9 protein-coding genes and 1 pseudogene are annotated in these 7447 nt (G+C 40.6%); all 10 read left to right on the forward strand.

The window, feature by feature from the left end; genetic code table 11:
* Positions 1-24 precede the first annotated feature (24 nt).
* Complete coding sequence (gene glgD / locus Q0K03_RS06790; protein ID WP_297238958.1) at positions 25-1140, forward strand: glucose-1-phosphate adenylyltransferase subunit GlgD; 1116 nt, start codon at positions 25-27, stop codon at positions 1138-1140.
* Positions 1140-2585, forward strand: a complete 1446-nt coding sequence (gene glgA, locus Q0K03_RS06795; protein WP_297238959.1) for a glycogen synthase GlgA — start codon at positions 1140-1142, stop codon at positions 2583-2585. Before glgD ends, glgA begins: the two co-directional genes overlap by 1 nt.
* On the forward strand, positions 2582-2986 hold the full coding sequence (locus tag Q0K03_RS06800; protein WP_297238960.1) for a DUF523 domain-containing protein: 405 nt from the start codon (positions 2582-2584) through the stop codon (positions 2984-2986). Before glgA ends, Q0K03_RS06800 begins: the two co-directional genes overlap by 4 nt.
* 67 nt (positions 2987-3053) lie before the next feature.
* Positions 3054-3320 carry a phosphocarrier protein HPr gene (locus Q0K03_RS06805; RefSeq protein WP_022789300.1) on the forward strand — a complete coding sequence of 89 codons (267 nt, stop codon included), beginning with the start codon at positions 3054-3056 and terminating at the stop codon, positions 3318-3320.
* A 153-nt stretch (positions 3321-3473) separates the two neighbouring features.
* Positions 3474-4157, forward strand: a complete 684-nt coding sequence (locus Q0K03_RS06810; protein WP_297238961.1) for a DUF969 family protein — start codon at positions 3474-3476, stop codon at positions 4155-4157.
* Positions 4154-5110 carry a DUF979 domain-containing protein gene (locus Q0K03_RS06815; protein ID WP_297238962.1) on the forward strand — a complete coding sequence of 319 codons (957 nt, stop codon included), beginning with the start codon at positions 4154-4156 and terminating at the stop codon, positions 5108-5110. The genes Q0K03_RS06810 and Q0K03_RS06815 overlap by 4 nt, the downstream gene beginning before the upstream one ends.
* 12 nt (positions 5111-5122) lie before the next feature.
* Positions 5123-5770, forward strand: a complete 648-nt coding sequence (gene pcp / locus Q0K03_RS06820) for a pyroglutamyl-peptidase I (protein ID WP_297238963.1) — start codon at positions 5123-5125, stop codon at positions 5768-5770.
* Positions 5767-6252 carry a GyrI-like domain-containing protein gene (locus tag Q0K03_RS06825; RefSeq protein WP_297238964.1) on the forward strand — a complete coding sequence of 162 codons (486 nt, stop codon included), beginning with the start codon at positions 5767-5769 and terminating at the stop codon, positions 6250-6252. Before pcp ends, Q0K03_RS06825 begins: the two co-directional genes overlap by 4 nt.
* Complete coding sequence (locus tag Q0K03_RS06830; RefSeq protein ID WP_297238965.1) at positions 6245-6688, forward strand: gamma-glutamylcyclotransferase family protein; 444 nt, start codon at positions 6245-6247, stop codon at positions 6686-6688. The genes Q0K03_RS06825 and Q0K03_RS06830 overlap by 8 nt, the downstream gene beginning before the upstream one ends.
* A 106-nt stretch (positions 6689-6794) precedes the next feature.
* Positions 6795-7447 (forward strand): annotated as a pseudogene (locus Q0K03_RS06835) (phospho-sugar mutase); the annotation flags it as partial.

Below are 7447 nucleotides of genomic sequence, written 5' to 3' on the forward strand. Positions count from 1 at the left end.
GTAAAGAAAGGGGAGTAACCGACGATGTGTGATGCATTAGGAATCGTAACTTATAATGACCCAAGTGTCTATGTAAGAGGTTTACAGAAATATCGCCCTATCGCGGCATTCAACTTTATTGGCCGTTATCGTTTGATCGATTTCCCTTTGTCAAATATGGCAAATTCCGGAATTCACGATATCAAGGTTTTCGTCAACGGAAATCCTCAGCCTTTGATTGAACATATTGGCAGCGGCCGTCAGTATAATATCAACTCCAAACATGGAAGAATTGATTTGATTCCGTTATATCGTGAAGATGGTTCTGCGCAGTATGTTTCGGATGTTCAGAGCTATTATGAACAAATCGATGATATTGAAGAAATCTCCAATGATTATGTGATCATTGCCCCTGTCAATATGATCTATATGGCTAATTATGCAGATATTCTTGAACAGCACATTGAAAGCGGTGCGGAAATCACGATGCTGTATCAGAATGTGGACAATGCCAAGGATCATTACATCAATTGCGACGTACTTCAGTTGAATCGTCAAAAAGGTGTTTTAAGTATTGAGACCAATTTAGGAAACTATAAAAATCGTTCATTGTCTTTGCAGACATACATTCTGTCTAAAGAACTCTTCATCTCTCTGGTGAAAGAAGCGCGTAAGGTCAGCAGTATGTACTGGTTCAAGGATATCGTAAACGATCATTGTAAGGATATGGATGTTCGTGCTGTGAACTTTAGAGGCAGTGTTTACTGCATCAATGATCTGAAATCTTATTTCGACTCCAATATGGCTGTATTGGATGAAAACAGCATGCGTGAATTCTCCAATCCAAAATGGCCGGCATACACACGGACAAATGACAGTGCGCCTGCAATCTATCTTAATGGTGGAAGCGCTGTAGGATCATTGGTTTCCAACAGTTGTGAGATCCATGGCAAAGTAAGCAATTCGATTATTGGACGTGCCTGCCGTATTGGTAAAAATGCTGTGATCGAGAATTGTTTGATCATGCCAGGGGTTGAAATCGGAGATAACGCTGTCCTAAAAAATGTGATCGTTGATAAACACACTAGAATCGTTAAGAAGAAAGATCTGAGCGGTACGCCGGATGATCCTTTGTATATCGGTAGAAGGGAGAACATCTAATGGCTTCAATTTTAATGGTAGCAGGAGAAGGCCTTCCTTTTATCAAAACAGGCGGCCTTGCCGATGTAATCGGTTCACTGCCTAAAGCTTTGACGGAACAAGGTCATGAAGTAAAGGTTGTCATGCCTTTGTACAAGAAAATTGCAGATAAATACATGAATGACTTGTACTTCAACTGTGAATTTTCTGTATCCATTGCCTATCACGAAGTTCCTGTTCGAATCTTCTCTAAAATGGAAGGCGATGTTTGTTTCTTCTTTGTTCAGCATCAGGGATATTTTGAACGTGATACTTTATATGGATATGATGATGACGGAGAACGATTTGCGTATTTCCAGAAAGCCGTTATCGAAATGTTAAATCAGTTGAATTACTGGCCTAATATCATCCATTGTCATGACTGGCATACAGGAATGATTCCTTGTATGGTAAAGGAAACGCATGACAACGATGCACGTTATCGAAGTATTCGTTTTGTATATACGATTCATAATCTGGCTTATCAGGGTAATTTTGGTCCGGAAATGCTGGACAGCTGTTTAGGTTTACCATACTATCTGCTGGATAATGGAAACGTTCGTTTTGACGGCGGAATTTCATTCATGAAGTCGGGCATTCTTTATTCCGATAAAGTGACAACCGTTTCTCCAACCTATGCTCAGGAGATCCTGACGCCACAGTATGGGGAACACCTGGAAGCCATCTTGAATATGCGTAAATATGACCTTTGGGGAATTGTCAACGGAATCGATATCAATCTTTGGAATCCGAAAACAGATCCAGAGATTCCGTATCACTTTGACAAAGTCAATATCGCAGCACAGAAAAAGAAAAATAAACTGGCGCTTCAAAAGGAACTTGGTTTGGAAGAAAATCCAGATGTTATGCTGGTAGGATGTGTCAGCCGTTTGACCTGGCAAAAAGGTTTCTACCTTTTGATGGAACAGTTGGATGCCCTTTGTTCTGCACCAATCCAGCTTGCAATCTTGGGCAGTGGCGAAAGTCAGATTGAAAACAAGTTCCGTGATTTGGAAAATGGAAATAAAGGCAAGATCTGTTTCTACTATGGATATAATGAAAGTCTGGCTCATCGAATCTATGCGGCCAGTGATCTGTTCCTGATGCCAAGTTTGTTTGAACCATGCGGAATTTCTCAGTTATGTTCAATGCGTTATGGAACATTGCCGATGGTTCGTGAAACAGGCGGCCTGAAAGATACGGTGAATCCGTATAATGAATACGACAAGAGTGGAAATGGTTTCAGCTTTGAAAACTATGATTCAAATGAACTGATCAACACACTGTATTATGCCATTGATGTCTTCTATAACCGAAAAGAAGATTGGAAAATCTTGCAGACCAATGCACTGAATACAGATGTCAGCTGGTCGAATAGTGCCAAGACTTATTCCTTGTTGTATAACGAGTTGATGGAAAATTCATGAAGATAGCGGTTAGTGCCTGTCTTTTGGGTGAAAATTGCCGATACGATGGCGGAAATTGTTACCGAGAACAAATTGAAGAACTGTTAAAAGGTCACGAAATCGTTGCGATCTGTCCAGAAAAGATGGCGGGTCTATCGACTCCCAGAATCCCTTGTGAGATTTTCAATGGAAGAGTTCTTAGACAAGATGGCAAGGACATTACCGAACAATTGGAAGCCGGAGTCCAGAAAGCACTCAATCAGATTGGCGATGTGCAGCTTTGTGTCTTAAAATCTTATTCTCCAACCTGTGGTCATGGATCGATTTATGATGGCACCTTTCAAAAGCGTCGGATTCAAGGCTCTGGATTGTTCGCAAAAGCTTTAAAAGACAAGGGAATTCTAATCGTTGAAGTTGATTGAATTATATTGATTTATTGAATAAAATGGACTAAAATAACTTTAGATTTACTTTAGGAGGAAATATATAATGAAACAAGTTACTGTTACTGTAGTTGATCCAGTTGGATTGCATGCACGTCCTGCAACGGTTGCTGTGAATGCGGCCAGCAAATTTAAAAGCGAAATCAATGTAGCTTTCAAAGGACGTGAAGTAAACATGAAATCTATCATGGGTGTTATGTCTTTAGGAATCCCTACTCAGTCTGAAATCACTATCAGCTGCTCTGGAGAAGACGAAGAAGAAGCTATCGCAGCTATCGAAGAAGTACTTCGCGCTCAGAAGATCATTGCTTAATTGTACTAAATCATAAAAAAAGCCTTCGGGCTTTTTTTTTACTCATTCGTATTGAAAACACATGTCAAAACTTATTGAAAATAATTTTCACAGGTATATAATTTATTTATAACTATAGAATCTTCTAAGAGCAAATAAGGAGGGAGAGTTTTTATGGAGATTTTAAAATTGCTCGGTATCCTTATTGTAGTTATTGGTTTTGTATTGAAACTTGATTCAATCTTGATCATTATGGTAGCTGCAATTGTGACCGCGCTTGTATCCGGGATCGATCCGGTTACTTTTTTGGAGACGCTGGGTTCAAGTTTTGTATCCAACCGAAGCATGTGTACATTTATCATAGTATTAGTGTTGACGGGTACGTTGGAAAGAAATGGTTTGAAGCAGGCCGCCGCTGATTTAATGGCGAAATTTAAAAATGCCTCTTCTGGTCTTATCATTGGTATCTACGGTATCATTCGTTTGATCTTTGGTGCCTTTAATATCAGTGTTGGTGGAGCTGCCAGCTTTATTCGTCCTATCGTTATGCCTATGGCTCAGGCCATTGCCGAAAAAGACGGACATCCTATCAATGAAGAATACTTGGAGCAGTTAAAGGGAATGTCCAGCGCGATGGATAATGTCGCCTGGTTCTTTGGTCAGGTTCTCTTTGTAGGAACCAGCGGTATGCTTTTGGTGCAGTCAACTTTGGCTGATTTGGGTTATGAAGTAGCATTGATCGATTTGGCTTCTGTACAGATCCCGGTTGCCTTGATTGCCACGGCTACAGCCATCGTTTATTACTTTATCAAGGATAAAAAACTTGCGAAAAAATATGTTGGAGGTGACAAGGCATGATCAGTCCCATCGATTATTTCATGAGTGCCGATTATACAATGTCGGATAAATTGTTGGAGATCATGTACTTTTTACTGGGATTGATTTCCATTTATGTTGCGATTCGCAATCTGCAGGATAAGACCAATGAGAAACGAATCGGTACCTTTATTTTCTGGTTCTTACTAGGCTTGATGTTTGTTCTGGGGCCATGGATCCCATCGATGTATACGGGAATTCTTATGTTCCTGATGGTATTGTCTCCAATATTTAAACAAGTCAAAGCCGGGTCTGAACCGTCTCCAACACAGGATGAAATGATTAAAAATTATAAAAAGATTGGATTTAAGGTTTTCATTCCTGCTTTGTCTATTGGATTGTTTGCCCTGGCTGCAGCTTTGTTTACATCGATCTCACCTCTATTTGGTATGGGTGTCGGTGTTGTTGTTGGAATCATACTGTTAATGATCTTCTCTAAAGACAACAAGCCAATCGTGTTCTTAAAAGATGGCCGTCGTATGCTTGATATCGTTGGACCATTGAGTATGTTACCTACTTTGCTGGCTGCTCTGGGGGCTGTGTTTACGACAGCTGGAGTTGGAGACGTTATTTCGGATCTGGTATCTGTCATCATTCCTGAAGGAAATGTTGTGATTGGAATTATCGTTTATGCCATTGGTATGGCCTTGTTTACGATGGTCATGGGAAATGCCTTTGCGGCCATTACCGTAATGACGGTGGGTATTGGAGCGCCTTTTGTCTTAGCGTATGGTGCCGATCCTGTAATCATTGGATCATTGGCATTGACTTGCGGATATTGCGGTACATTATGTACACCGATGGCCGCCAATTTCAATATCGTTCCTGTCGCGGTGCTGGAAATGAAGGACGATTATGGTGTAATTAAGAATCAGGTTCTCATCGCGGGAATCATGTTAGTTGTTCAGATCATCATGATGATCGTATTATCATAAGAGGAATTGAAAATGAAAAAAATACTTGTAACCGGTTTTGATCCTTTTGGCGGAGCGACCATCAATCCTGCCTATGAAGCGGTTAAACTTTTACCGGACACGATCAAAAACTGCGAAATTATTAAACTGGAAGTTCCAACTGTATTTGGGAAAGGTCCGCAAAAGACGGTGGATGCCATTAAGGAATATCAGCCAGATTTTGTGCTTTGCATTGGGCAGGCAGGAGGACGTTCCCATCTTACCCCTGAATTTGTGGGAATCAATTACGTACAGGCCCGTATTCCGGACAACGAAGGGAATCAGCCGATGAATCAGCCATTGATTGAAGGTGCGCCTCAAGCTTATTTTGCGACCCTTCCGGTTCATGCCATGGTCAAGAAAATGAATGACAATGGAATACCCGCCGTCGTTTCTTTTACCGCGGGAACTTATGTATGCAATGCCATGCTGTATTGCGTTATGCACGCTATCTATACGGAATATCCTCAAATCAAAGGGGGATTTATGCATGTTCCTTATGCCATTGAACAAGTTACCGGCATGCCGGAAGGAACACCGAGCATGAACTTACAGGATATTGCCCATGGAATCGAATTGTCGATCGAAGCTATCCTGGAAAATAATGAAGATATCCAAACGGTCGGAGGACAGACTCATTGATTTTCAAACCGGAAACACTAAACGAGGAAATATGGGTCAGCGGGATAGGCAAGAAAACGAGTTCAGAGACTTTGTACGATGATCTTCCGGAACTTTCCAAGCATTATGCCAAGATACGTCCTTCGATTCAGAATCAAGTTAAACCATTGACAACCTGTGTTGCGAGCAAAGACGATCGTATCTTTATGGGAGATTTTGTCACTCAAAGAGACGTGAAATTAGAATCCTTTCAGCTAAAGAAGGATCAAACAGTTGTTAAAGTTTCGGTACCGTTTCATTTCCAACTAGGATTGCCCGCCAAAGTCGCCAGGATCCGCAATGCGTTTTATCAGTCCTGGCTGCCGGAAAGCGGCTACATTTCTTCCTCTTTGTGGCAGGACATGGAGGTCTATCATTATCGAAGACGATATTTTCGAAAATCACGGAAACTGATCATGGAATTGTGGTTCTTAATTGAAAAAAGAGATGATAAAAATGGATGAGAATATAGTGTTAGAAACAGCCTATGCAGCTTATGGCAGCAATTTAAACCTTGAAAAAATGGCTCAGCGATGTCCAAATGCCAAATGTCTGGGTAAAGGATATTTGCTTGATTACAAAGTGACTTTTGCCAAACGAGGTTTTCTTGATGTAGTGGAATGTATAGGCGAAAAAGTCCCTGTAGGATTGTTCAAGGTCACAACCGAAGATTTAAAGCCTTTGGATGTGTATGAAGAATACCCGGAACTTTATGATCGCATTCCAGTGACCGTAACCAAAGAAAATGGCGAAACCGTTTCTGCATTTGTGTATAAGATGAATGCTTATGACAGTGTTGAGAAACCTTCGAAAGAATACTGGGATATCATTGTGAAAGGGTATCAGGATTTTGACTTTGATCCAAATATTTTAGACGCTGCATTAAAAGCCGTTGAATAAGAAGTGTTTTTCACACTTCTTTTTCTTTTGGTTACAGCAAACGCTTTCATTTATCTGTAAAAATGCTATAATAAGCATAGATTTTAGGAGGAGTACTTATATGTCTATTGTTGAAGAAAGATATGAAAAATGGGTCAATCACCCCAATCTTGATCCTCGCTATAAGGACGTTCTTGATAATATGTCCAGCGAAGAAAAGAACGATGCGTTCTATACGCTGATTGAATTTGGAACAGCGGGAATGCGCGGTCTTTTAGGACCTGGAACCAATCGAATCAATATTCATACGATTCGCAAGGCTACACAGGGATATGCCAATTACATAAAAAAAGCAGGCGATCAGGCATGTAAACAGGGAATTGCGATTGGATATGACAATCGCCATATGTCAAAAGAACTAGCCTTTGACTGTGCCGATCTTTTGGCGAAGAATAATATTACGTCCTATGTCTTTGAATCCTTAAGACCGACTCCGGAATTAAGTTTTGCCGTGCGCCATTTACATTGTTTTGGAGGCATTATGATCACGGCCAGCCATAACCCAAAAGAATATAATGGTTATAAATTATACGATAATAAGGGCTGTCAGCTGGTACCGGCTTTGGCTAGCCAGGTTATTGATGAAGTCAATGCGATCGAGGATGAATTGGCCATTGATGCCAACTGTACAGAAGAACAGAAAAAACTGGTAACAGTGATTGGAAAAGAAGTGGATGAAGAATACTATAAAAATGTTTTGAGCATTCAGTTGAATCCGGA

It is taken from the genome of uncultured Faecalicoccus sp., assembly GCF_944327125.1.
In the GTDB taxonomy this organism is placed as follows: domain Bacteria; phylum Bacillota_I; class Bacilli_A; order Erysipelotrichales; family Erysipelotrichaceae; genus Faecalicoccus.

What these genes read in the sequence shown, in the direction of transcription:
- glgD (WP_297238958.1), top strand. Translation starts at nt 25, where the DNA reads ATGTGTGATGCATTAGGAATCGTAACTTATAATGACCCAAGTGTCTAT.
- Q0K03_RS06810 (WP_297238961.1), top strand. Translation starts at nt 3,474, where the DNA reads ATGGAGATTTTAAAATTGCTCGGTATCCTTATTGTAGTTATTGGTTTT.
- pcp (WP_297238963.1), top strand. Translation starts at nt 5,123, where the DNA reads ATGAAAAAAATACTTGTAACCGGTTTTGATCCTTTTGGCGGAGCGACC.
- glgA (WP_297238959.1), top strand. Translation starts at nt 1,140, where the DNA reads ATGGCTTCAATTTTAATGGTAGCAGGAGAAGGCCTTCCTTTTATCAAA.
- Q0K03_RS06805 (WP_022789300.1), top strand. Translation starts at nt 3,054, where the DNA reads ATGAAACAAGTTACTGTTACTGTAGTTGATCCAGTTGGATTGCATGCA.
- Q0K03_RS06815 (WP_297238962.1), top strand. Translation starts at nt 4,154, where the DNA reads ATGATCAGTCCCATCGATTATTTCATGAGTGCCGATTATACAATGTCG.
- Q0K03_RS06800 (WP_297238960.1), top strand. Translation starts at nt 2,582, where the DNA reads ATGAAGATAGCGGTTAGTGCCTGTCTTTTGGGTGAAAATTGCCGATAC.
- Q0K03_RS06830 (WP_297238965.1), top strand. Translation starts at nt 6,245, where the DNA reads ATGGATGAGAATATAGTGTTAGAAACAGCCTATGCAGCTTATGGCAGC.